The organism is Pseudooceanicola marinus (assembly GCF_020177265.1).
GTDB classification, from domain to species: Bacteria; Pseudomonadota; Alphaproteobacteria; order Rhodobacterales; family Rhodobacteraceae; genus Pseudooceanicola; species Pseudooceanicola marinus_A.
In genome coordinates, this window is record NZ_JAIVMC010000005.1 from 350348 (window position 1) to 372444 (window position 22097).

The 22097-nt window shown below is 68.4% G+C and carries 21 protein-coding genes; 12 read left to right on the top strand and 9 right to left on the bottom strand.

Annotated elements, in window-relative coordinates:
- The first annotated feature begins 4 nt into the window (after positions 1–4).
- Positions 5–1216 (top strand): 3-deoxy-D-manno-octulosonic acid transferase, encoded by a 1212-nt coding sequence (locus LC066_RS10750; RefSeq protein WP_224898644.1) that lies wholly within the window; start codon positions 5–7, stop codon positions 1214–1216.
- Entirely contained in the window at positions 1216–2199 is a 984-nt protein-coding gene (gene lpxK, locus LC066_RS10755; RefSeq protein ID WP_224898646.1) for a tetraacyldisaccharide 4'-kinase, read from the top strand. Before LC066_RS10750 ends, lpxK begins: the two co-directional genes overlap by 1 nt.
- 125 nt (positions 2200–2324) lie before the next feature.
- On the opposite strand, the gene LC066_RS10760 is transcribed toward lpxK, so the two are convergent.
- The 3 genes from LC066_RS10760 to LC066_RS10770 all read right to left on the bottom strand — a co-directional run bounded on the left by LC066_RS10760 (position 2325) and on the right by LC066_RS10770 (position 6257).
- Positions 2325–3122 carry a 3'(2'),5'-bisphosphate nucleotidase CysQ gene (locus LC066_RS10760; protein WP_224898649.1) on the bottom strand — a complete coding sequence of 266 codons (798 nt, stop codon included), beginning with the start codon at positions 3120–3122 and terminating at the stop codon, positions 2325–2327.
- A 31-nt stretch (positions 3123–3153) separates the two neighbouring features.
- Complete coding sequence (locus LC066_RS10765) at positions 3154–4497, bottom strand: TldD/PmbA family protein (RefSeq protein ID WP_224898650.1); 1344 nt, start codon at positions 4495–4497, stop codon at positions 3154–3156.
- Positions 4498–4691: 194 nt separating this feature from the next.
- Complete coding sequence (locus LC066_RS10770) at positions 4692–6257, bottom strand: DUF2125 domain-containing protein (protein ID WP_224898653.1); 1566 nt, start codon at positions 6255–6257, stop codon at positions 4692–4694.
- Between the two features lie 240 nt (positions 6258–6497).
- Between LC066_RS10770 and LC066_RS10775 the strand changes: the two genes are divergently transcribed.
- Positions 6498–7253: an SDR family oxidoreductase gene (locus LC066_RS10775; protein ID WP_224898656.1), complete on the top strand. Its 756-nt coding sequence runs from the start codon at positions 6498–6500 to the stop codon at positions 7251–7253.
- Positions 7250–7855 (top strand): enoyl-CoA hydratase/isomerase family protein, encoded by a 606-nt coding sequence (locus LC066_RS10780; protein ID WP_224898659.1) that lies wholly within the window; start codon positions 7250–7252, stop codon positions 7853–7855. The genes LC066_RS10775 and LC066_RS10780 overlap by 4 nt, the downstream gene beginning before the upstream one ends.
- A gap of 101 nt (positions 7856–7956) precedes the next feature.
- On the opposite strand, the gene LC066_RS10785 is transcribed toward LC066_RS10780, so the two are convergent.
- Positions 7957–8256 (bottom strand): HNH endonuclease, encoded by a 300-nt coding sequence (locus tag LC066_RS10785; protein ID WP_224898661.1) that lies wholly within the window; start codon positions 8254–8256, stop codon positions 7957–7959.
- A gap of 17 nt (positions 8257–8273) precedes the next feature.
- Here LC066_RS10785 and LC066_RS10790 point away from each other — a divergent pair, with 17 nt between their 5' ends.
- The gene (locus LC066_RS10790; protein ID WP_224898664.1) at positions 8274–9455 is read left to right on the top strand and encodes a TIGR03862 family flavoprotein; all 1182 of its coding nucleotides are present in this window, start codon (positions 8274–8276) and stop codon (positions 9453–9455) included.
- 1 nt (position 9456) lies between these two features.
- Here LC066_RS10790 and LC066_RS10795 read toward each other — a convergent pair whose 3' ends face one another.
- The 4 genes from LC066_RS10795 to leuS all read right to left on the bottom strand — a co-directional run bounded on the left by LC066_RS10795 (position 9457) and on the right by leuS (position 14242).
- On the bottom strand, positions 9457–10074 hold the full coding sequence (locus tag LC066_RS10795; RefSeq protein ID WP_224898667.1) for a glutathione S-transferase family protein: 618 nt from the start codon (positions 10072–10074) through the stop codon (positions 9457–9459).
- A 67-nt stretch (positions 10075–10141) separates the two neighbouring features.
- Entirely contained in the window at positions 10142–11170 is a 1029-nt protein-coding gene (holA, locus tag LC066_RS10800) for a DNA polymerase III subunit delta (RefSeq protein WP_222476162.1), read from the bottom strand.
- Positions 11167–11688, bottom strand: a complete 522-nt coding sequence (gene lptE, locus LC066_RS10805; RefSeq protein WP_224898670.1) for an LPS assembly lipoprotein LptE — start codon at positions 11686–11688, stop codon at positions 11167–11169. The genes holA and lptE overlap by 4 nt, the downstream gene beginning before the upstream one ends.
- Positions 11675–14242 carry a leucine--tRNA ligase gene (gene leuS / locus LC066_RS10810; protein ID WP_224898673.1) on the bottom strand — a complete coding sequence of 856 codons (2568 nt, stop codon included), beginning with the start codon at positions 14240–14242 and terminating at the stop codon, positions 11675–11677. The genes lptE and leuS overlap by 14 nt, the downstream gene beginning before the upstream one ends.
- Before the next feature lie 170 nt (positions 14243–14412).
- Here leuS and LC066_RS10815 point away from each other — a divergent pair, with 170 nt between their 5' ends.
- On the top strand, positions 14413–15675 hold the full coding sequence (locus LC066_RS10815) for a glycosyltransferase (protein ID WP_224898676.1): 1263 nt from the start codon (positions 14413–14415) through the stop codon (positions 15673–15675).
- 94 nt (positions 15676–15769) lie between these two features.
- Here LC066_RS10815 and LC066_RS10820 read toward each other — a convergent pair whose 3' ends face one another.
- A complete protein-coding gene (locus tag LC066_RS10820) occupies positions 15770–16237 on the bottom strand; it encodes a DUF3576 domain-containing protein (protein ID WP_222476169.1) in 468 nt (155 codons plus the stop codon).
- A 350-nt stretch (positions 16238–16587) separates the two neighbouring features.
- Here LC066_RS10820 and LC066_RS10825 point away from each other — a divergent pair, with 350 nt between their 5' ends.
- The 6 genes from LC066_RS10825 to LC066_RS10850 all read left to right on the top strand — a co-directional run.
- Positions 16588–17544 carry a porin gene (locus LC066_RS10825; protein ID WP_224898679.1) on the top strand — a complete coding sequence of 319 codons (957 nt, stop codon included), beginning with the start codon at positions 16588–16590 and terminating at the stop codon, positions 17542–17544.
- Between the two features lie 148 nt (positions 17545–17692).
- A complete protein-coding gene (locus LC066_RS10830; RefSeq protein ID WP_224898682.1) occupies positions 17693–18352 on the top strand; it encodes a YggS family pyridoxal phosphate-dependent enzyme in 660 nt (219 codons plus the stop codon).
- A 128-nt stretch (positions 18353–18480) separates the two neighbouring features.
- Positions 18481–20022, top strand: coding sequence for an FMN-binding glutamate synthase family protein (locus LC066_RS10835; protein WP_224898684.1), 1542 nt, complete (start codon positions 18481–18483; stop codon positions 20020–20022).
- Positions 20023–20185: 163 nt separating this feature from the next.
- The gene (msrP, locus tag LC066_RS10840) at positions 20186–21088 is read left to right on the top strand and encodes a protein-methionine-sulfoxide reductase catalytic subunit MsrP (protein WP_224898687.1); all 903 of its coding nucleotides are present in this window, start codon (positions 20186–20188) and stop codon (positions 21086–21088) included.
- Entirely contained in the window at positions 21088–21717 is a 630-nt protein-coding gene (gene msrQ, locus LC066_RS10845; protein ID WP_224898689.1) for a protein-methionine-sulfoxide reductase heme-binding subunit MsrQ, read from the top strand. The genes msrP and msrQ overlap by 1 nt, the downstream gene beginning before the upstream one ends.
- Positions 21718–21898: 181 nt before the next feature.
- Positions 21899–22097 (top strand): hypothetical protein (locus tag LC066_RS10850; protein ID WP_224898692.1); only part of this gene is annotated, 199 nt, incomplete at its 3' end.

A 22097-nucleotide genomic window follows, 5' to 3' on the forward strand; every position in this document is an offset into this window, starting at 1 on the left:
CCTGATGGTGCGTCCTGTCGGACTGGCGGCCTACAGGGCGCTGACCCGGCGTGGCGCCCAGGCCGGGGCGGATCTGCCGCCGCGGCCCGAGGGCGTGGTCCTGTGGATCCATTGCCCGCGCGCCGCCCGCCGCAAGTCGGCCGAGGAACTGGCGCGCCGCCTGATCAGCCAGGAGGACGACCTGTCGGTCCTCCTGACCCTGGGCGAAAGCGACCGGCTGACGCCGATCGACGATCCCGCGCTGATCACCCTTCCGGCCCCGGAGGAGGACGGCAGCTCCCTTCAGGCCTTCTTCACCCACTGGCACCCCGACATGCTGGTCTGGCTGACCGGTGACCTGCGTCCGCCGCTGCTGGCCCAGGCGCGGCGGGCCGGCATTCCGATGATGCTGGCGGAGGCCGAGGAGGATGCCTTCAATGAACCCCGGTTCAGCCTGCGTCCCAGCCAGACGCGGCGCATGCTGGAGCGGTTCTCGGTCCTCTGCGCCAGTTCGGCCAATGCGGCGCGGCGCCTGCAACGGCTGGGGGCCGACCCCGCCCGGATCGAGATCAGCGGCGCCCTGCAGGAGGCCGGCATGGCCCTGCCCTGCAACGACGAGACGCGGGACGAGCTGGCCGCCGAACTGGCCGGGCGGCCGATCTGGCTGGCGGCCATGGTGCACCGCGAGGAACTGGCCACCGTGCTGGACGCGCATCGCCGGGCCTCGCGCCTGGCGCACCGGCTGCTGCTGGTGCTTGTGCCGGACGACCCGGAGGAGGCCGAGGCCTACACCGAGGTACTGAAGACCGAGGGCTGGCGGTACATCAGCTGGTCCGACGGGGATCTGCCGCGGGATGAAACCCAGGTCCTGCTGGCCGACACGCGCGGCGAGATGGGGCTGTGGTACAGGCTGTCGCCGGTGACATTGATGGCCGGATCGCTGCGCCGCGGGATGAAGGGGCATGACCCGTTCGAGCCGGCGGCGCTCGGCTCTGCCGTGCTTTACGGGCCCTTCGTGGCGCATCACCTGCCGGCCTATACCAAGCTGGCCCAGGCGGGGGCGGCGCGGCTTATTCGGGACGCGGATAGCCTGGCGCAGGGGCTGTCGCGGATGCTGGCACCCGACCAGGCGGCGACCATGGCGACGGCGGCCTGGGACGTGGCGACCTCGGGCGCCGAGATGACCGACCGGGTCTGCGCCTGGGTGACCGAGCAAATCGACGAGAGGCAGGGCTGATGCAGGCACCATCCTTCTGGTTCCGCCCGCCAGGCGCTTCTGCCACTTTGCTGCGGCCCCTGGGCGCGCTTTACGCTGCCGCCACTGCCCGGCGGCTGGCGGCCCGCGCGCCGGTCGATCCGGGCGTGCCGGTCATCTGCGTTGGCAACCTGAACGCGGGCGGCACCGGCAAGACGCCCACGGCCATTGAGCTGCTGATGCGGCTGACGGCACGGGGTCTGACCCCGCATTTCCTGTCGCGCGGCTACGGCGGATCGCTGGAGGGGCCGGTGCAGGTCGATCCGCGCCGCCACAGCGCGGAGGAGACCGGGGATGAGCCGCTGTTGCTCTCCGCATTCGCGCCGGGCTGGATCGCCCGCGACCGGGTGGCCGGGGCCCGCGCCGCCGTGGCGGCCGGCGCCGATGTGATCGTGATGGACGACGGGCTCCAGGATCCGGCGCTGGCCAAGGCGCTGTCGCTGGTGGTGGTGGATGCCTGGAAGGGCTTCGGCAACGGGCTCTGCCTGCCCGCCGGGCCGCTGCGCGAGCCGGTGGCCAAGGGCCTGGCGCGGGCCGACCTGCTGTTGTCCATCGGGCCGGAGGAGGCCCAGGCGCAGTTCGATCCCGGCCCGCTGCCCGGGGGCGTCGCGCATCTGCGCGGTGAACTGGCGCCGCTGCCCACGGGGATGGACTGGCAGGACATGCCGGTCTTTGCCTTCGCGGGCATTGGCCACCCCGAGAAGTTCTTTGCCACCCTGCGGGGGCTGGGCGCGCAGGTCATCCACGGCGAGGGCCTGTCAGATCACCAACCGCTGACGCCCGCGCTGCTGGCGCGGCTGGAGCGGGACGCGGCGGCCCATGGGGCGCAGCTGGTGACCACCGAAAAGGACGCGGTGCGCCTGCCGCAGGAGTATCGCCAGAAGGTGCTGACCCTGCCGGTGCGGCTGTCGCTGCAGGATGCGGCTCCGCTGGACGCGGCGCTGGACCGGGTGCTGGCGGGCTAGAGGCCGCGGGGCGGGGGCTCTGCCCCCCTTGAGCCTGCGGCTCAATTCCCCTCGGAGTATTTTTGACGACGTGAAGACAGGAGCGAGGGGCCCGGATCGGGCGTGGCGCCCGGTGGCCCCGGGCGTCAGTCGCGCAGGGGCGGCAGAGGATCGCGCGGGGCGTCCGGGGCGAGGCGCGACAGGATCTGATCCTGCAGCCCGGCGGAGGCGGCGATCACCCCGTCGAGCAGCGGGCGGTCGCGATTGAAGACGAGGGGGCCGCCGCTGCGGTCGCAGGCGGTGGCGCCGGCTTCTTCCACGATCAGGCTGCCCGCCGCGATGTCCCATTCCCAGGACGGGCGCAGGGTCATCATCGCGTCGAAGCGGCCCTCGGCCACCAGCGACAGGCGGTAGGCCAGCGAGGGGCGGTAGTGGCGCGACACGTCGGGCACCGGGCCGGACCAGTTTTCCGGCGCGTAGTTGGGTTTCGCCGCCAGGAAGCGGGCGCCGGTGAGGCTGGAGGTGGCGGTGGCGCGGATTGGCGCGCCGTTCAGCGTGGCCCCCTGGCCCCGGGCGGCGGCATAGAGCTTGTCCATGGCGGGCAGGAAGACGACCGCCGCGGTGACGCGACCGCCCTCGGCCACGGCCAGCGAATGCGCCCAGGCCTGGTCGCCCTTCATGAAGGCGCGGGTGCCGTCGATGGGATCGACGATGAAGACCCGCTCGTGCCCGAGGCGCACAGGATCGTCGGGGCGCTCCTCCGACAGCCAGCCGTAATCGGGCCGCGCGGCGCCAAGGGCGGCGTGCAGGGCCGCATCCACCGCCAGGTCGGCCTCGGTCACCGGGCCCTGGCCGTCGGGTTTTTCCCAGCTCTGCGCGCCCTTCGCCGCATAGCGCAGGGCGATCTCGCCCACCTCGCGCGCCGCCGCGATCAGCAGGGCCATGTCCTGCGCATGACGGGCGTGCGCCCGGGGGTCAGCTTCCGGCAAGGGTCATTCCTTCGACCAGCAGCGAGGGCACCCGCAGCGAGGCCCAGGGCCGGGCGTCGTTGGCCGGCCGCAGGGCCCGCAGCATGTCGCGCAGGTTGCCGGCGATGGTGCATTCGTGGACCGGGTGGCGGATCTCGCCGTTCTCGATCCAGAAACCGGCGGCGCCGCGGGAGTAATCCCCGGTGTTGGGGTTGATGGTCGAGCCGATGAGCGAGGTCACCAGCAGGCCCGTGCCCATCTCGGCGATCAGCTCTTCGCGGGTCTGGGCGCCGGGGGTCAGTTCCAGGTTCCAGGTCGAGGGCGAGGGCGGGGCGGAGAGGCCGCGCGCGGCATTGCCCGTGGGCGCCACGCCCAGCTTGCGCGCCGTGGCCAGGTCGACGGTGAAGCCGGTCAGCACGCCCTGGTGGATGATGTCACGCGGCGCCACGGCCAGCCCCTCGGCGTCGAAGGGGCGGGACTGGCCGCCGCGCGGGCGCAGCGGGTCCTCGGTCAGCGACAGGGCGTCGGGCAGCACCGCCTCGCCCAAGGCGTCGCGCAGGAAGGAGGAGCCGCGGGCGACCGCCTGGCCGTTCACCGCGCCGATCAGGTGTCCGATCAGACTGGCGGCGACGCGTTCATCGTAGAGCACGGGGTAGGCGCCGGTTTTCGGCGCGCGGGCGCCCTGGCGGGCCAGCGCCCGTTCGGCGGCACGGCGGCCGATTTCCTCGGCGTCGCGCATGTCGGCGGCGAAGATGCGGCCATCGCTGTCGTGGTCCCGCTCCATCTTTTCGCCCTCGCCGGCGATGGCGACGCAGGCCAGGGAATGCGAGGAGCGGCGATAGCCGCCCTCGAAGCCGTTGCTGGCCAGCATCCGGATGTCGCTTTCGCCGTAGGCTGCCGAGGCGGTGGAGACCTGGGAGATCCCCTCGACCGCCAGCGCCGCGGCCTCGGCGCGCACCGCGGCCTCCTTCAGCGCCTCGGGGTCGGGTTCTCCGGCGGGGTCGTACATCTCCAGCCCTTCGGCATCGCGACGCGTCGACAGCTGACTCGGCTCTGCCAGGCCGATCCAGGGATCCTCGGGGGCCTCGCGGGCCATGGCGACGGCGCGTTCTGCCATCATCTCCAGCCCCTCGCGGCGCGCGTCGGAGCCCGACACGCAGGCCTGGCGCTTGCCCAGGAGAACCCGCAGGCCGATCTCGAACCCTTCGGCGCGTTCTGCCTGTTCCAGGGCGCCGCCCCGGATGTCGATGGACACGGAGGTGCCCTGGCGGGCGATCACGTCGGCGTCGTCGGCGCCGGCCTTGCGGGCGGCATCCAGAAGGGCGTGGGAGAGGGCGGTCAGGTCGTTCATGGAAATCCCCGAAAATGGGCCGGGTTACGGTTCCAACTGACCTAGACCCTGGGGGGGCGCGGATCAAGGCGCCTGGGCCCGCAGGCCGGTTCCGGATCCCGGAACGGCAACCGCCCGGGCGCTGGTGGCGGCCCGGGCGGCAGTGTCGTCGTTCGTCTGGCGGGCCCAGGCCCGATCCGCCGGCCCGATCCGCCTTACGGCATCATCGGATTGCCGTTGACCAGCAGGCTTTCGTCCTCGGTGATCTCGATCGTCGAGGCCAGGTCATCGGGGCCCGACACCTGGCGGGCGAACATGCCGACCATCATCGGGGCCATCATCGCCTGGTCAGCGGGGATCAGGCCCATTTCGCCCAGGGTCTGGATCAGCCCCATGACGCCCTGCGCGGTGACCTCCAGCGTGCCGGTGGCCTTGGGCATGTCGGGGTTCAGCTTCGATTGCACCGTGTTGTCGATGTCGAACTGGCCCTCGGCCTGCAGCGCGGCGCCGCCGGCCTTCAGCTCCAGCATGTCGAGGTTGAGCGAGGTCAGCTCGCCCGGGGCCTCGCCGGGATCCATGTCTTCCAGCGCCTCGGCGTCGGTCAGGTCGTGGAACAGCCGCGCGGCGCCGGAGAGGCGGGCATCGACGGTCAGCGGCTCATGCGGCAGGGCGCCGGCGGGATCGACCATCGCCCAGAGGCCCTCGGGCACCACGGCGTCGCGCAGGGTGATGCGCAGACCCAGCGGGCTGGGCTCCTCGCCGGCGGCCAGCGGCATGGTCAGGCCGAAACCGGCCTCCGCCAGGCTCACCTGCACCGGGAAGGGCAGCTCGTCCGATTGCAGCTGCATTGTGATGTCGGTGCCGGACACGTCGTAGTGCAGGCCCTCGCCGGACAGCTGCGCGATCAGTTGGCCGCCGGCGCTGGTCTGGCCGAAGCTGAACTCCTCGCCCTCGCTGTTGCCCGACAGCTGCATCTCACCGCCGGTGTGGATCATGGTGGTGTCCATGCGCATGCCGCTCGTCAGCATGCTGGCCGGGTCCATCTGCGTGCCGTCCTCTGCCGCGGGCAGGAAGAGCGTGCCGCCGAAGCTGGTGCCGGCGAAGCTGCCGGTGGCATGCACCTCGCCTTCCTCGCCGCTTTCCTCGGGGGCGATCACGTCGAAGCGATAGCTGATCGTGTCGGCGTTGAAGACCTGCTCGATGTCGAAGCCATCGGCGGAGGCGATGCGCGCGGTGCCGGAGGCGCCGCTGATGAGGATGGCGAACATGTCCTCCAGCACCACGTCGTCAGGGCCGGCGACGCTGTCCACCGTCACACCGACCTCATCGGCCTCGTAGCGGGCGGCGACGTCCTCGGGGGTGCCCGAGAAGAGCTGGCTGAGACCCTCGGTGGTCAGGGTCATCTCGACGCTGAACGGGCCTTCGTCGCTCTCACCTTCCATGGTCATCGGCATCGAGGCCGGCATCACCAGCTCAACCTCATCGCCACGGGCGGCATAGGTCAGATCGCTCATGGTGAGGACCATGGAGAGATCCTCGTCGTCCTCGATCTCGGTGGTCATGGTCAGCCGGAGCTCATCCACCGTCAGGTCGTCACCATCACGCGAAATGTCGGCGTCGACGGCGTATCCGCTGGCTTCGAGATAGGCGCGGTTTTGCTCCCACAGCTCGTCCGGGGTCAGGGCGAAGGCGGGGCCGGCCAGGCAGGTGCCGGCGACAAGCGCCGCCAGAACGGGGCGCGCGGGGCGGGCAGAGACGGGAAATATAGGGGAAAGGGTCATGAAAAGGTCCTCCGAAGTATGGGGTACAGCGTGGCGTGACACCTGACCTTGGTCAAGCGTCTGGCACTGTCTGCGGCGTCTTGTCAGCGTGCGGCGGGGCGCGCAAGAGCCGGCGCGTCCGCGCCTGGGCAACGGGCGGATTGGCACCGGTGGCTGGACGGGGGGCGGTCCGGGCGATAGCTCTGGGCCGAAGCATCAGCAGGGACGGGGCCGAGAAGGCTCCGGGAAAGGACGACAGCCATGACGGATCTTACGGGAAAGACCGCGATCATCACCGGGGCGGGCCGCGGGATCGGCGCCGCGACTGCGCGGGAATTCGCCGCCCGGGGCGCCAACGTGGCGCTGCTGGCGCGCAGCGGTGACGAGATCGCGGCCCTGGCGGGGGAGATCGGGCCCCAGGCAGTGGCGATTCCCTGTGACGTGTCGCGCTACTGGGAGGTGGAGCAGGCGGTGAAGGCCGTGGCCGAAACCTTCGGCAGCGTCGACATCCTGGTCAGCAACGCGGGCATCCTGAAACCCGTCACCACCCTGGCCGAGGCCGACCCCGAGGCCTGGATGAAGGTCATCGACATCAACATCGGCGGCGTCTTCAACGGCATGCGCGCGGTGCTGCCGGTGATGATCGCCGCGGGCGGCGGCACGATCATCACCGTGTCGTCGGGCGCGGCGCATCGCGCCCTGGAAGGCTGGAGCGCCTATTGCACCTCGAAGGCGGGCGCCGCCATGCTGACCGAGGCGGCGCACCTGGAGAACGCCGGGCACGGCATCCGCGTCATGGGCCTGTCGCCGGGCACCGTGGCCACCCAGATGCAGCGCGACATCAAGGCCTCTGGGGTCAATGCCGTCAGCCAGCTGAACTGGGAGGATCACATTCCCCCCGAATGGCCCGCCAAGGCGCTGCTGTGGATGTGCGGCCCCGAGGCCGATGCGCACCTGGGCGAAGAACTGTCGCTGCGCGACGAGGGTTTGCGCGCCAAGCTGGGCCTTTCCGCATGATCCGCACCGAGGAGCTGGAGGGCGGCCTGTACAAGGTCACCCTGGCGCGGCCCGACAAGGCCAATGCCCTGACCGAGGCGATGCTGGAAAGCCTGATCGAGGTTTTCGAGACCGTGCGCCCGCGTGCCATAATCCTGACCGGCGAAGGCCGCGTCTTCTCCGCCGGGGCGGACCTGGAGGCGGCCCGCGCGGGCCTGGGCGTCTCGCCCCTGTGGGAACGGCTGTCGGGCGCCATCGCGGCGCAGCCCGGCCTGACCGTGGCGGCGCTGAACGGCACGCTGGCGGGGGGCGCCATGGGGATGGCCCTGGCCTGCGACATCCGCCTGGCGGTGCCGGGGACGAAGTTCTTCTATCCGGTGATGAAGCTGGGCTTCCTGCCGCAGCCCTCGGACCCGGGGCGCATGGCCGCGTTGATCGGGCCTGCGCGGGCCAAGATGATCCTGATGAGCGGACAGAAGATCCTGGCCCCCGAGGCGCTGGCCTGGGGTCTAATCGACCGCATCTGCGACGATCCGGTGGCCGAGGCGGAGGCGCTGGCCGCCGATACCCTGGGTGCCGCGCCTGATCATGCCGAGGCGATCAAGCGGATGTGCGAGGGGTGACGCGGCAAGCGGGGCTTCGCCCCCTTCGCGGCTGACATCCTCCCCCGGAGGATTTCCGAGACGCCGCTCAGCTCCGGAGTATTTCCGGCTGTCGGAGGAGGCTATTTGCGTTTGCGCCTGCCGCCCGGCGTTTTCGAGTGGAAGTCGGGCGGCCGCTTGGCGACCCAGGCGGCGAATTTCGCCAGTCGGGTGTGGCCGCGCAGGGCCTCCGCTGTGTGGTAGTCGCGGGCCAGTTCCGCCTCTGTCAGGGTGGCGTGGATCTCGTTATGGCAGATCTGGTGCAGCAGCACGGTCGGCCCGCCCTTGCCGCCTTTGAGGCGGGGGATCAGGTGATGCAGGCTTTGTTTCGCATGGGGCGGAATGGGGCGCAGGCAGAGAGGGCAGAGGGGATCATCCGTCATGCCCGAAGGATAGGTGAATGAGCGCGGAAAGCGAGACGGTTGAGGCGCTGGTGATCGGCGCAGGCCCGGCGGGGCTGATGGCGGCAGAGGCCCTGGCCGGCGCCGGGCTGTCGGTCGTCGTGGTCGACCGGATGCCCAGCGTGGCGCGCAAGTTCCTGATGGCCGGGAAGTCGGGGCTGAACCTGACCAAGGCGGAGCCGTTCGAGCGGTTCGTCGCGGCCTATGGCGAGGGCGCCGAGCGGCTGCGCCCGATGCTGGAGGAGTTCGGCCCCGATGAGGTCGCCGCCTGGGCGCGGGGGCTGGGGCAGGATCTGTTCACCGGCTCCACGGGCCGGGTCTTTCCGACGGTGATGAAGGCCTCGCCGCTGTTGCGTGCCTGGCTGGCGCGGCTGGATGGGGCGGGGGTGAGCCTTCGCACCCGCTGGGCCTGGCGCGGCTGGGAGGAGGGCGCGGCGGTGTTCGATACCCCCGACGGGGCGCGGCGGATCGCGGCCGGGGTCACGGTGCTGGCGCTTGGCGGGGCCAGCTGGCCCCGGCTGGGGGCCGATGGCGCCTGGGCCGCGTGGCTGGGGCCGGTCGATCCCTTCGTGCCCTCGAACTGCGGCTTCCGCGTCGCCTGGTCGGACCACATGGCGCCGCAGTTCGGCGCGCCGGTGAAGGCCGTGGCGCTGCATGCGGGCGGGCAGGTTAGCCGGGGGGAGTTCGTGATTTCCCGCGCGGGCGTCGAGGGCGGCGCGATCTATGCCCTGTCCGCGCCCCTGCGCGAGGGCGCGGCGCTGACCTTGGACCTGTTCCCGGATCTGGACACCGACACCCTGACCGCCCGGTTGGCCAAGGGGCGCAAGGGCGAGAGCGGGGCCAAGGCCCTGCGTCGGATGAAACTCGATGAGGCCAAGCGTGCGCTGGTGATGGAGCTTGCCCGGCCCCTGCCGAAGGATCCCGCCGCTCTGGCTGGTGTGCTGAAGGCGCTGCCGTTGCCGCTGGCGGGGCCGCAGGGCATGGAGCGGGCGATTTCCAGCGCCGGGGGCCTGCGGCTGGAGGCGTTGGACGCGCAGTTGATGCTGCGCGACCGGCCGGGCGTCTTCGCCGCGGGCGAGATGCTGGGGTGGGACGCGCCGACCGGGGGCTACCTGCTGACCGCCTGCCTGGCGACCGGCTTGGCCGCAGGGCGGGCGGCGGCGGATTACGCGCGCCGCTAGCTCAGGCGGTGGCGGGCGCGGCCAGGGATTTCTCCGACGCCACGGCGCTGCGGTAGGCCTCGCGCGCGCGCATCCGGGCGTGGTAGGCCAGCAGGGTCTCGTTGGTCACCTCGAATTTCGCCGCATGGGCCCAGTCGAGGCAATGGGTGGCCAGGATGTCGGGCACCGTCATTTCCTCGCCCATGACGAAGGGGCCGACCATGCGATCGGCCAGCCGGTCGCAGTTGCGGGCAAATTCCCATCGCAGGCTGTCCTTGATGGCAGGCAGGCGCTGGTCCTCCGGGAGGACGAAACTGTGCCGCGTGGACATCCACAGGAGGCCTTCGATGTCATCGACGATCTGCTGGGTCAGCCCGTCCTGGCGGGCGCGGTCCAGGCTGCCTGCGGGCGCGGTCATGCGCCCCGTGCTGTCCGCGAGCCAGGTCAGGATGGCTACGGAATCGGTCAGGGCGGTGCCGTCCTCGGTGACCAGCACCGGTAGCTTGCCCAGGGGCGAATGTTCGGTCACCTGCGGGTCATGGGGCTTGGCGTATTGGCGCTGGTAGGGCAGGCCAAGCTCCTCCAACATCCAGACGACGCGGAAGGTGCGGTTCTGCGGTCCGCCGATAAGGGTGTACATGGCTGATCTCCTCCTGCGGCCACACAGGCACAGGGGCGGGCGGAAATCCAGTGTGACGTGACGCGGCCTAGCGCGCGCGGCCCAGCATCGCCAGCCGGATCAGCATCCGTTCCACCAGCGCCATGTCCGGCGCCGTGGCCCCGGCTGAGCGCAGGGTCAGATCCGTCTCGATGATCAGCGACAGCGCCTGTTCCAGGCGCGGCGCGCCCCAGGATCCGGCCTGGCGCATGATCCGGTCGCGGCGCGGGCCGAAGACCGGCGGGCGCAGCTTGCCGATGCCCTCGCCCGGGCCACCGGGGTGGGCGGCGACAGCGTAGAGGGTGCGGAAGTGGCGCAGGGCGGCGATGCACAGCCCCGTGGGCTGGGTGCCCTGGGCCTTCAGTTGGCGCATCACCGGGCCGATCTCGCCCGCGCGGCTTTCGGCCACGGCGTGCAGCACGTCGTCCAGCTCCGCCTCGCTGGAGGCCGGGGCGCAGGCGGCGATGTCCTCGCCCGTCAGGGGCGTATCGTCGCCGAACTTGTAAAGCGCGATCTTGTCGACGGTCTGGCGAAAGTCGCCGGGATCCAGCGCCAGCGCCAGGTTGGTCAGGTCGCGCAGGGCCTCCTGGGGCACGTTGCGCAGGCCCGCCTTCTGCAACGTCGCCTCGATCTCCTCGCGGGAGGGTGGGTCGTCGTAGATCCCGCAGGCATAGGCGTTGCGGTGCCCCTCAAACGCCTTGCGGATCTTCGAGGTGGGTTTCAGCTGGCCTGCGGTGATGATGAGCTGGGCATCGCCCGGCTGCCATTCCTCCAGCGCGGTCAGGATCGCCGTGGCGGCGTTCTCATTCGCCCCCTCGACGAAGACGACGCGCGGGCCGGGGAAGAAGCTTTGCGCCTTCATCGCATCGACCAGCTGCGCGGTGTCGCGGCGCAGCTCGGCCCCCTGCATCCGGGTCAGGCGCATTTCCTCATCGCCCTGGGGGCCGACAAGGGCGGCGATCATCTCCTGCCGGCGCAGGGCGATGCGCATGGCGTCCGGCCCGTAAAGCAGCACGCCGGTCTTGTCCGCCTCGGGCTTGGCCGCGTAGCGGGCGATGTCGCGCGAGGCGAGCTTCATGTCTCGGCGGTGGCCGGAGCGGGCAGCTCGGCGATCAGCCGGGACATCAGCAGATCGGCCAGCATGGTGACGATGCGCGCCCGTGCCGCACGGCCCGCCGCCTGTGTCGCGACGGTGGAGCCGGTGGCGGAATAGCCGGTGAAGTTGGTCACCTGGCCCTCGGTCAGCAGGGCGCCGGAGGCATCGCGCAGCTTGTAGTTCAGATCGCCCGAGACGCGGAACCGCGTTGTGTCGTTGGCCGCGTTCACCGCCAGCCGGCTTTCGGAGATCCGCAGGGTCAGCTCCAGCGCGTAGTCCGCCGATCCGGCCCGGCCGAGGCGCTGTTCCAGCTCCCGGATGAGCAGGTAGCTTTCCTCGGAGTTGGGATCGGGCAGAAGAGTGCGGCCGTGCAGGCGCGAGGCGGCGCCGCCCGGCGCATAGGCCGGGGAAAAGCCGCAGGCGGCCAGCCCCGCCAGCCCGAGACCGGCGAGGGATTTCAGCACGTTGCGCCGCGCGAGGCTGCTTTTAGACAACGACATTCACGATCCGCCCGGGGACGACGATGACCTTCTTGGGCTGGGCCCCGTCCAGCGACCTGACGACACCATCGCTGGCCAGGGCCAGCTTTTCAACCTCTGCCTTGTCCATGTCCTTGGGCACGGTGATCTCGCCCCGGCGCTTGCCGTTGACCTGGATGGGCAGGGTGACGGTATCCTCGACCAGCATCGCCTCGTCCGCGACGGGCCAGGGGGCGTTGGCAATCAGCCCCTCGCCGCCCAGGGTCGCCCAGATTTCCTCCGCCAGGTGCGGCGTCATCGGCGACATCAGCTGTGCCAGGGTCAGCACCGCCTGTTTCTTTGCCGCGCCGGAAGCCTTGGACTTCTGGATGGTGTTGGTGAAGCCGTAGAGTTTCGCGATGGAGGCGTTGAAGCCGAAGCTTTCGACGCCCAGGGTCACGTCGCGGATGGCCTTGTGCACCTCGCGCAGAAGCGCGGTGTCATCGGCCTCGGTGCCCGTGGCGGTTTCGTCCAGCTCTGCCGCCAGGCGCCAGACGCGGGCCAGGTGTTTGCTGGCCGCCTCGGCGCCCGCGGCGGTCCATTCCACGTCGCGTTCGGGCGGGCTGTCGGACAGCACGAACCAGCGCGCGGTATCGGCGCCGTACTGACCGATGATCGCCACCGGGTCGACCACGTTGTTCTTCGACTTGGACATCTTGGCGGAGGGGATGATTTCGACCTCCGTGCCGTCCTTGAGGAAGCCGCGGCCGTCGCGCAGCTCGACATCTTCGGGGTAGTGGTAGACCGGGCGGCCCTCGGCGGTGCGGGTCTGGTAGATCGCGTGGGTCACCATCCCCTGCGTGAAGAGCGCGTTGAACGGCTCTTTCGACTTCTCGGGCAGGTGGCCACAGATATTCATCGCCCGGGCGAAGAAGCGGGAATAGAGCAGGTGCAGGATCGCGTGTTCGATGCCGCCGATGTACTGGTCGACGTTCATCCAGTATTCGGCCTCGGCCATGTCGGTGGGCGTGGTGGCGCGCGGCGCGGTGAAGCGGGCGAAATACCACGACGAATCGACGAAGGTGTCCATCGTGTCGGTTTCACGCTTGGCGGGCGCGCCGCAGGCGGGGCAGGCGCAGTCACGCCAGGTCGGGTGCCGGTCCAGCGGGTTGCCCGGGATGGAGAAGTCGATCGGCTTGCCGCCCTCGTCGTAGGGCAGTTCGATCGGCAGGTTCTCTTTCTTCTCGGGCACCACGCCACAGGCGTCGCAATGGACGACCGGGATCGGGCAGCCCCAGTAGCGCTGTCGCGAGAGGCCCCAGTCCCGCAGGCGGAACTTGGTCACGCCCTGGCCGATGCCCTTGGCCTCGCAGAACTCGACCGTGGCGTCGATCGCCTCGTTGCCGGTCATGATGTCCTCGCCCGCGACCTTGCGGATGAAACGCACCTTGTCGGGCTTCGGCGGCACATAGGCGCCCTTGGCCGGGTAGTCGCCCTCGACCGGTTCGAACACCGGGGTGATCGGCAGATCGTACTTGCTGGCGAACTCATGGTCGCGCTCGTCATGGGCCGGCACGCCGAAGATGGCGCCGGTGCCGTAGTCCATGAGGATGAAGTTGGCGATCCAGACCGGCAGCTTCCAGTCGGGGTCCAGCGGGTGGGTCACGGTCAGCCCAGTGTCGAAGCCCAGCTTCTCGCCGGTCTCGATGGCCTCTTCGGTGGTGCCGCCCTTGCGCGCCTCGGCGCAGAACTCGGCGACCTTGGAATCCTTGGCTTCCAGCGCCTTGGCCAACGGGTGGTCCGGCGAAATGCCGACGAAGCTGGCGCCCATCAGGGTGTCGGGGCGGGTGGTGTAGACCTCGATCTGTTCGAACCCTTCGGCGGGCGCGGTCAGACCCCAGGAGAATTGCAAGCCGCGCGACTTGCCGATCCAGTTGGCCTGCATCGTCTTCACCTTGGCGGGCCAGTCGTCGAGACCGTCCAGCGCGGTCAGCAGCTCATCCGAGAAATCGGAGATCTTGAAGAACCACTGGGTCAGCTCGCGCCGTTCCACCAGCGCGCCGGAGCGCCAGCCGCGGCCGTCCTCGACCTGCTCGTTGGCCAGCACGGTCATGTCGACCGGATCCCAGTTCACCACCGCGTTCTTGCGGTAGACCAGGCCCTTTTCCATGAAGTCGAGGAACATCGACTGCTGCTGGCCGTAATACTCCGGATCGCAGGTGGCGAACATGCGCGACCAGTCGAGGCCGAAACCCAGGGGCTTCATCTGTTCGACCATCGTGTCGATGTTGCCGTAGGTCCAGTCCTTGGGGTGGCCGCCCGACGCCATGGCGGCGTTTTCCGCCGGCATCCCGAAGGCGTCGAAGCCCATGGGGTGCAGCACGTTGTGCCCCGTCGACATCTTGTAGCGCGCGATCACGTCGCCCATCGTGTAGTTGCGCACGTGGCCGATGTGGATGCGGCCCGAGGGGTAGGGGAACATCTCCAGCACGTAGTACTTCGGCTTGTCGCCGTCGCGGGTGGCGCGGAACACCTGGGCGTCGTCCCAGGCCTTCTGCCATTTCGGTTCGATCTCGGCGGCGGAATAGCGCGACATGTCTGGCCCTTTGGTGGTCTGGCGGTGATCGGTCTTAGGTCTCGGGGTTTGGCGCGGTTGATATTGCGCGGGGCGCGCAGGGTCCAGCCCTTTGCGCAAAGGGGCCGCGGCCACGGCTTTTCAAGGCCGGCGGCGCGTGGTTCACTGGCACTGTTTCCGGAGTAAGCCCTTTGAACATCCTTTTCATTCACCAGAACTTTCCCGGCCAGTTCAAACACCTCGCCGTGGCGCTGGCGGCGCGGGGCCATTCGGTGACCGCGCTGACCCTGCGGGTGAAGGAACCGGCCACATGGCGCGGAGTGCGGGTGCTGCCCTACACCATCCAGCGCAAGGGCGGGCAGCAGTTGCACCCCTGGCTGGTGGACATGGACAGCAAGGTGACCCGGGCCGAGGCCTGTTTCCATGCCGCCCGGCGCCTGCGAGAGCAGGGCTATCAGCCCGATGTCATCATCGCGCACCATGGCTGGGGCGAGTCGCTGTTCCTGCGCGATGTCTGGCCACGCGCCCGGATGGGCATCTATTGCGAGCTCTATCACCTGGCGGGCTACCCGCATCTGGACTTCGACCCGGAATTCCGCGGCCGGGACGAGGCGATCGAGCCGCTGCGCATCCGGATGAAGAACCTCAACAACCACCTGCATTTCGACATGGCGCAGGCCGGGATTTCGCCCACCCGGTTCCAGGCGGATACCTTCCCCGGCACCTTCCGGCCCGAGATCTCGGTGATTCACGACGGCATCGACACCGGCCAGGTGAAGCCCGACCCGGAGGTGCGGTTCGAGCTGGAGGAGGGCGGGCGCGTCCTGACCCGGGACGACGAGGTGATCACCTTCGTCAATCGCAACCTCGAACCCTATCGGGGCTACCACATCTTCATGCGGGCTCTGCCCGAGCTGTTGCGGGCGCGACCGAAGGCCCAGGTGCTGATCACCGGGGGCGACGGCACCTCCTACGGGGCGAAGCCGCCCGAGGGCAAAACCTGGAAGCAGATCTTCATCGACGAGGTGCGGGACCGCATCCCGGACGAGGATTGGGCGCGGGTGCATTTCCTGGGCCGCATTCCCTATGCGCGGTTCCTCGACATGCTGCGGCTCAGCCGGCTGCACGTCTACCTGACCTATCCCTTCGTTCTGTCCTGGTCCCTGCTGGAGGCGATGGCGACCGAGGCGGCGATCGTGGCCAGCGACACCGCCCCGGTTCGCGAGGTGATCGAGCAGGACCGGACGGGGCGGCTGGTGGATTTCTTCGACCCCGAGGCGCTGACGGCGGAGATTTGTGCGTTGCTGGAGGACCGCGCGGCGCGCGAGAGGCTGGGCCGGGCGGCGCGGGCGCATATCCTGGAAAACTACGACCTGGGCCGAATCTGCCTGCCGCGGCAGATCGACTGGGTGGAGCGGCTGGCCGCGATGCCGGCCCCGCCGCTGCCGGAGTAGGGGCGACAAGGCTGCAGTGCCTGACACCTGGCAAGCAAAAGGGGCGGCGCCCGATGGGCCCGCCCCTTGCTGTCTGTCTGATCCGCTGTCCGTCTCAGAACCGGCGGTCGCTCACGCGCAGTTGGCGAGCGCGGGTCAGGATCGCATCCTCGACCGCCCGCTGGGTGCCTTCCGCGACCGGGCTGCCGCCACGGGTCTGGATCGACACGTTCAGGGAGCGGGCCTCCAGCGCGGGATCGGAGATGTAGACGGTGGCACGATAGGCGCGGCCGCCGCCCGGGGGAGTGCCGTAGCCGAAGGTGATGACGCCGGTGAAGGGGTCGATCTGTTCGACGGGCAGGAAGTTCAGCACTTCCAGCGAGGCGTTCCACAGATAGCGGTTCACCGCGACCTTGGTGCCGTCGTCGCGCTGGTTGAACAGGTCCCAGATCGTTTCGCGCTGGCGAATCTCTTCCATCGGGGTCGGCCCGGGCTGTGCATTGTCGCCACAGGCGACCAGGGCCATCAGGCTGGTCACGGCCGCAGCGCGAGCCACGGTTCGGATTGCGCGAGAAGAAATCATGCTTCGGCCCCGTTGTGATTGGTCCCTCCCGATCTACCGAAGCCGTCCTTCATGAGCAAGAACCTTTAAGACGCGGCATTTTTCCTGCGCGGGCCCGCTCCTGTTAAAGAAAGATGCCCGCGCGCGCCCGCGTGAGGGGCGCGGGACCGGTAAGGCGTGCGCGCGCAGAATTCCGGCGCCTGACATGCGCTGCCGACTGTCACTGTGGCAGAGTTGCACCAATCCCCCGCGCCATTATCTGGCCGCCATTCGGTGTTCTTGCAAAGAGACGGCAAAAAGAGCGAAAGACCTTGGCATACCCAATGCGGATTCTCCGTTTTGGGGCAGACTGAGAAACCGAGGGAAAAACTATGAAAAAGATTCTCTTTGCGACGACCGCCCTGGTCGCTACCGCAGGCTACGCTTCCGCTGACATCACCGTCACCGGTGGCGCCAACATGGGTGTGAAGTACGTTGAAGATCGCGCCGCTGGCGAAACCTTCCTGTACAACGAACTCGACTTCAACATCGTCGGTTCCGGCACCACCGATTCCGGCATCGAGTTCGGTGCATCGATCGACCTCGACGCTTCGCTGACCGACGAGTCGGCCTCGCAGGACCCGGGCTCCTTCGACCCCGAAGCCTACGTCTCCTCCGGCGGCCTGACCCTGACCATCGGTACCCTGGACGGCGTGTCCGACCCCTTCGGCCTGCCCGACATCGGCTTTGACGGCGTTGGCGTTGACGACGTTGCAGAAGACCTGATGGGCGGCGCTCTGGGCGTGAAGTCCGGCGCAAACGTCATGGTCTCCTACACCTTCGGTGACTACAACTTTGCCGCCGCCCACGATGGCGACGACAACTGGGGTGTGTCGTTCGACGGTTCGGTGAACGGCTTCACCTTCGGCATCGCCTACGAAGAAGCCAACGACATCACCTTCGACTCGGTGACCTTCTTCGGCACCACCTTCCCGACCGAAACCATCGACGTGAAGTCCACCTGGCTGAACCTGGGTTACTCCTTCGATGCCTTCACCGTTGGCGCCTTCTACGTCGACATGGACATCGACATGACCGAGATCGGCTACTTCGGCGACCCCGACGTTGACCTCGGCTCCTCGAGCGAAGAAGGCTACGGCCTGTCCGCTTCCTACACCGCCGGCGACCTGACCGTGACCGGTGTCTGGGCTGACAGCTCCACCGCAGACGACGCCGCCTACGGCATCGACGCAGCCTACGACCTGGGCTCCGGCCTGGTCCTCAAAGGCGGCGTGGCTTCGGTCAACGACGGCACCAACGCCGACCTCGGCGTGATCATGTCCTTCTAATAGACCCCACGGTCTATCAGATGGGGAAGGGCGAGCTTCGGCTCGCCCTTCTTGCTTTTCGGGCCCTCGCTTCGGCGGGGGTCTTTTCTTTTGGCGCGCGCTGGTGTTCCTATGCCGGCAATTCCGAACGACCCGCCAGGAGGCCCCCATGTCGCTGTCAGAGATCCGCACCCGCATCGCCAAGGCCTGTGACGAGGCCGGGCGCGACGCCTCCGAGGTGACGCTGATCGCCGTGTCCAAGGTGCAGCCCGACGACCGGGTGCGCGCGGTGCTGGATGAGGGTCACCGCGTCTTCGGTGAGAACCGGGTGCAGGAGGCGGCGGGCAAATGGCCCGGCTTCCGTGAGGACTATGACGGGATCGAGCTGCACATCATCGGGCCGCTGCAATCCAACAAGGTGCGCCAGGCGATGGAACTGGCGCAGTACATCCATTCGGTGGACCGCCCCAAGATCGCCCACGCCATCGCCCGCATCGCGGATGAGACCGGCGCCTGTCCACGTCTTTTCCTGCAGGTGAACACCGGCGAGGAGCCGCAGAAGGCCGGCATCCTGCCGGGGGAGGCCGATGCCTTCGTCAAGGAATGCCGGGACCTGTCGCTGCCGGTCGAGGGGTTGATGTGCATCCCCCCCGTCGAGGAGGAGGCCAGCCTGCATTTCGCCCTGCTGGCCAAGATCGCCGAGCGCAACGGGCTGACCGGCCTGTCGATGGGCATGTCCGGCGATTTCGAGAAGGCGATTTCCTTCGGGGCGACTCACGTCCGGGTCGGATCGGCCATCTTCGGCGCTCGCGAGACCTCCGCAGGCTGAACCCTGCGGCGGCGCAGGGCGCGCCTGGCGGGAACCGGGTTTGCGCGGCGCTTGTCCGGTTGCAGGGCGGGCCGGGTTCTGGGCAAGGTGCGGCCAAAGGCAAGCGCAGCATCCAGGAGCGGCCCCAAATGGATTTCATCGCCCCCTTCGTCGAATGGCTGGTTTTCATCTTCGTCATGGCGATCGGCCTTGGCATGCTGGCCATCGTGGTCATGTTCCTGCTGGACCTGGGCCAGCGCGAGGATGCCATTCGCCGCAACTATCCGGTCATCGGACGTTTCCGCGGCATGTTCACCAAGCTGGGGGAGTTCTTCCGCCAGTACTTCTTCGCCATGGACCGCGAGGAGATGCCCTTCAACCGGGCGCAGCGCGACTGGGTCTACCATGCCGCCAAGGGGCTGAGTAACACGCTGGCCTTCGGATCCACCCGCAACCTGTCGATCCCGGGCACGCCGATCTTCGTCAATGCGGTCTTCCCGCCGCTGGATGACCAGTTCGCCGCAACCAAGCCGATGGTGATCGGCCCCCACGCCCGTCACCCCTACAACGCGCCGTCGATCTTCAACATCTCCGGCATGTCCTACGGCGCCATGTCGCGCCCGGCGATCGAGGCGCTGTCGAAGGGCGCGAAGAAGGCCAACATCTGGCTGAACACCGGGGAAGGGGGCCTGTCGCCTTATCACCTGGAAGGGGGCTGCGACCTCGTCTACCAGATCGGCACGGCCAAGTTCGGCGTGCGCGACCATGACGGCAACCTCAGCGACGAGAAGCTGCGCGAGATGGCGGCGAAGCCGCAGATCAAGATGTTCGAGCTGAAGCTGGCGCAGGGCGCCAAGCCCGGCAAGGGCGGCATCCTGCCCGCCGAGAAGATCGACGAGGAGGTGGCCCAGATCCGCGGCGTGCCCATGGGCAAGCCCGCGATCAGCCCGAACCGACACAAGGAAATCGACGATTTCGGCGACCTGCTGGACATGATTGCCCATATCCGCGAGGTGACGGGCAAGCCCGTGGGCTTCAAGACCGTGATCGGATCTTCGGACGCCTATGAGGAGCTGTTCGAGATGATCGTCGCGCGCGGCCCCGAGGCGGCGCCCGATTTCATCACCGTCGACGGCGGCGAGGGGGGCACCGGCGCCGCGCCGATGCCGCTGATGGACCTGGTGGGCATGCCCCTGCGGGAGGCGCTGCTGCGGATGACGGACATGCGCGACCGTTTCGGCCTGCATGACCGGATCCGCATCATCGCCAGCGGCAAGCTGGTGAACCCGGCCGACGTGGCCTTCGCCATCTGCGCGGGTGCCGATTTCGTCGTCTCGGCGCGCGGCTTCATGTTCTCCATGGGCTGCATCCAGGCGCTGAAGTGCAACAAGAATACCTGCCCCACGGGGATCACCACCCACGACCCGCACCTGCAGCGCGGGCTGGTGGTGCAGAAGAAGTACAAGGGCGTCGCCAACTACGCCCGCGGCATCGTCGGCGAGGTGGAGATGATCGCCCATTCCGTCGGCGTGGCCGAGCCCCGCCAGATGCGCCGCCGCCACGTGCGGATGGTCATGGCCGATGGCAATTCGGTCGTGCTGCGCCGTCTGCGCCCCTCGGTGGAGGATGCGGCCGCCATTCCCGAGGCGAGCAAGACCGCCGAGACCCCGGTGGAGGCCCCCGACGCCTGACCTGCGGCCCGGCCTCGACCCACTGCTCACTCGACGCCCGCGCAGTCTTCTGCGCGGGCGTTTTGTTTCAGGCCATTGCCGCAGCTGTGAGCAGGGGTCATTTTGAGGAAACCGGAAGGGCTGCTACCTCGTACCTTAAGGGAGAGACATGAGGAGACCCGCAATGCGACGCAGCTGGACGACCCCCCTGACCGAAAACGACGTGACCCCCGAATCCGTCTACCTGAACCGGCGGACGATCCTGGCCGGCATGGCGGGGATGGGCCTCGGCTCCATCGCCGGGCCGGCCCTGGCCGCGCCCGAGGGCCTGCGGCCCAACGACTTCGAGGACATCACCAACTACAACAACTATTACGAGTTCGGCACCGGCAAGGAAGATCCGGCCCGTTACGCCCACAACCTGACGGTCGCCCCCTGGTCGGTGGAGATCAACGGCATGGTCGACCGCCCCGGCACCTACGGGCTGGAGGACATCTTGAAGGGCAAGACGATCGAGGAGCGGATCTATCGTCTGCGCTGTGTCGAGGCCTGGTCGATGGTCATCCCCTGGAACGGGTTCGAGCTGCGCACGCTGCTGGATCAGGTCGGCGTGCAGTCGGGGGCGAAATACGTGGCCTTTGAAACCGCCCTGCGCCCCGACGAGATGCGCGGCGTATCGCGCCGGGTGCTGGACTGGCCCTACCGCGAGGGGCTGCGCCTCGATGAGGCGATGCATCCGCTGACGATCCTGGCCACCGGCGTCTATGGCCGTGACCTGCCGAACCAGAACGGCGCCCCCCTGCGCCTGGTGGTGCCGTGGAAGTATGGGTTCAAGTCGATCAAGTCGATCGTGCGGATCACCCTGCAGGAGGAACAGCCCTATACCTCGTGGAAGGATGCCAACCACCGTGAATACGGCTTCTATTCCAACGTGAACCCGGAGGTCAGCCACCCGCGCTGGTCACAGGCCAGCGAGAGGGTGATCGGGGGCGGTCTGCGCTCTCGCCGCGACACGGACATGTTCAACGGCTACGGGGAAGAGGTGGCCAGCCTCTACTCCGGCATGGACCTGTCGCAGAACTACTGATGTCCGTGCTCGCTCTTCCCAAACCCGTGCAGCGGCGCCTGGCGGATCCGGTCAACCGGGTCCTGCGCCGGGTGCCGGCCTGGCCTCTATACATCCTGGGCGCGCTACCGCCCGCCTGGCTCTACTGGGCCGCGCTCAACGATCGTCTGGGAGTGGACCCGGTCCGGGAGATGGAACATCAGCTGGGCCTTTGGGGGCTGTGGCTGATCATCGCCACGCTGGTGGTGACACCCCTGCGCCAGATCACCGGGATCTCCCTGCTGAAGTATCGCCGGGCGCTCGGCCTGCTGACCTTCTTTTATATCGTCTGTCACCTGGCGGTATGGGCCTACTACGACGTGCAAACCTGGAGCCGCGTCTGGGCCGATATCGTCAAACGTCCCTACATCACCATCGGGATGGCGGGGCTGCTGCTGATGCTGCCGCTGGCGCTGACCTCGAACAACGCGTCGATCCGGAGGCTGGGGAAGAGCTGGCGCAAGCTGCACAAACTCGTCTACGCGGTCGCGATCCTCGGTGCCCTGCACTTCGTCATCCTGGTGAAGGGATTCCAGATCGAACCGCTCCTCTACATGGCGGCGATTCTGATCCTTCTGGCCTTGCGACTCCCTTGGGCGACTCGCAGATGACGCCATCTGGCGCCGATTTTGGGGGTTTCCGGGCAAATCACCCCCGAAAAGGCGGCCGAGCCTACCCGATTTCGATTCCGAGTCTGCAGAAATCTGGGGGGGCGGGCCTGAAGGCGCCGGTCGCCTTGCGAAACGCAGCTGGAAACGACAAAAACACGATCACGTAACTATCTGTATTCGCGTGATTATTCATCTTCATGCAAAAAATATGACGGTTTCCGCGATTTTCCCCTTGCGAGGACCCGGCCTGATCCGTAAATACCCCTTCACCGGCGGCGCTGAGGCGCACCGGGGCGCCACTGAGGCGGACGGGACGGACGGAGCGGACGCTTCGGAGGGACTGGACGACGAGGTGGTGACGAGAAATTCAGAGGTATTTC

Excerpts from the sequence above, each read along its gene's own strand:
- LC066_RS10750 (WP_224898644.1), top strand. The coding sequence starts at position 5 with ATGGTGCGTCCTGTCGGACTGGCGGCCTACAGGGCGCTGACCCGGCGT.
- lpxK (WP_224898646.1), top strand. The coding sequence starts at position 1,216 with ATGCAGGCACCATCCTTCTGGTTCCGCCCGCCAGGCGCTTCTGCCACT.
- LC066_RS10760 (WP_224898649.1), bottom strand. The coding sequence starts at position 3,122 with ATGGCCCTGCTGATCGCGGCGGCGCGCGAGGTGGGCGAGATCGCCCTG.
- LC066_RS10765 (WP_224898650.1), bottom strand. The coding sequence starts at position 4,497 with ATGAACGACCTGACCGCCCTCTCCCACGCCCTTCTGGATGCCGCCCGC.
- LC066_RS10770 (WP_224898653.1), bottom strand. The coding sequence starts at position 6,257 with ATGACCCTTTCCCCTATATTTCCCGTCTCTGCCCGCCCCGCGCGCCCC.
- LC066_RS10775 (WP_224898656.1), top strand. The coding sequence starts at position 6,498 with ATGACGGATCTTACGGGAAAGACCGCGATCATCACCGGGGCGGGCCGC.
- LC066_RS10780 (WP_224898659.1), top strand. The coding sequence starts at position 7,250 with ATGATCCGCACCGAGGAGCTGGAGGGCGGCCTGTACAAGGTCACCCTG.
- LC066_RS10785 (WP_224898661.1), bottom strand. The coding sequence starts at position 8,256 with ATGACGGATGATCCCCTCTGCCCTCTCTGCCTGCGCCCCATTCCGCCC.
- LC066_RS10790 (WP_224898664.1), top strand. The coding sequence starts at position 8,274 with ATGAGCGCGGAAAGCGAGACGGTTGAGGCGCTGGTGATCGGCGCAGGC.
- LC066_RS10795 (WP_224898667.1), bottom strand. The coding sequence starts at position 10,074 with ATGTACACCCTTATCGGCGGACCGCAGAACCGCACCTTCCGCGTCGTC.
- holA (WP_222476162.1), bottom strand. The coding sequence starts at position 11,170 with ATGAAGCTCGCCTCGCGCGACATCGCCCGCTACGCGGCCAAGCCCGAG.
- lptE (WP_224898670.1), bottom strand. The coding sequence starts at position 11,688 with ATGTCGTTGTCTAAAAGCAGCCTCGCGCGGCGCAACGTGCTGAAATCC.
- leuS (WP_224898673.1), bottom strand. The coding sequence starts at position 14,242 with ATGTCGCGCTATTCCGCCGCCGAGATCGAACCGAAATGGCAGAAGGCC.
- LC066_RS10820 (WP_222476169.1), bottom strand. The coding sequence starts at position 16,237 with ATGATTTCTTCTCGCGCAATCCGAACCGTGGCTCGCGCTGCGGCCGTG.
- LC066_RS10825 (WP_224898679.1), top strand. The coding sequence starts at position 16,588 with ATGAAAAAGATTCTCTTTGCGACGACCGCCCTGGTCGCTACCGCAGGC.
- LC066_RS10830 (WP_224898682.1), top strand. The coding sequence starts at position 17,693 with ATGTCGCTGTCAGAGATCCGCACCCGCATCGCCAAGGCCTGTGACGAG.
- LC066_RS10835 (WP_224898684.1), top strand. The coding sequence starts at position 18,481 with ATGGATTTCATCGCCCCCTTCGTCGAATGGCTGGTTTTCATCTTCGTC.
- msrP (WP_224898687.1), top strand. The coding sequence starts at position 20,186 with ATGCGACGCAGCTGGACGACCCCCCTGACCGAAAACGACGTGACCCCC.
- msrQ (WP_224898689.1), top strand. The coding sequence starts at position 21,088 with ATGTCCGTGCTCGCTCTTCCCAAACCCGTGCAGCGGCGCCTGGCGGAT.